This window comes from Oleiphilus sp. HI0079 (assembly GCF_001635105.1).
Genome location: NZ_LWFT01000500.1, coordinates 1 through 268 on the forward strand (window position 1 = coordinate 1; position 268 = coordinate 268).

Consider the following 268-nt stretch of genomic DNA (forward strand, 5'->3'; position numbering starts at 1 on the left):
GAGTCTCGATCTGTTTAATGAGCGGGGCGAAAGGAATGTTTCAACCAATCATATCGCTGCACACCTCAATATGTCGCCTGGTAATTTGTATTACCACTTCCGCAACAAAAACGAGATTATTTATCAGATCTTCAAAAACTATGAGTTGATGGTCGATACGTACTTGCGCGTCCCAGAGGGGCGGGCCATTGAGATTGAGGATTTGCTCTCCTATCTTGACGCTGTTTTTAACGGCCTCTGGGCTTATCGATTTTTGCATCGTGATCTT

At 44.4% G+C, this 268-nt stretch carries 1 protein-coding gene; it reads left to right on the forward strand.

Annotated features, from left to right (window positions below; genetic code table 11):
* Positions 1–268: TetR/AcrR family transcriptional regulator (locus tag A3750_RS06465; protein ID WP_156498462.1), on the forward strand; the 268-nt coding region annotated here is incomplete at both ends.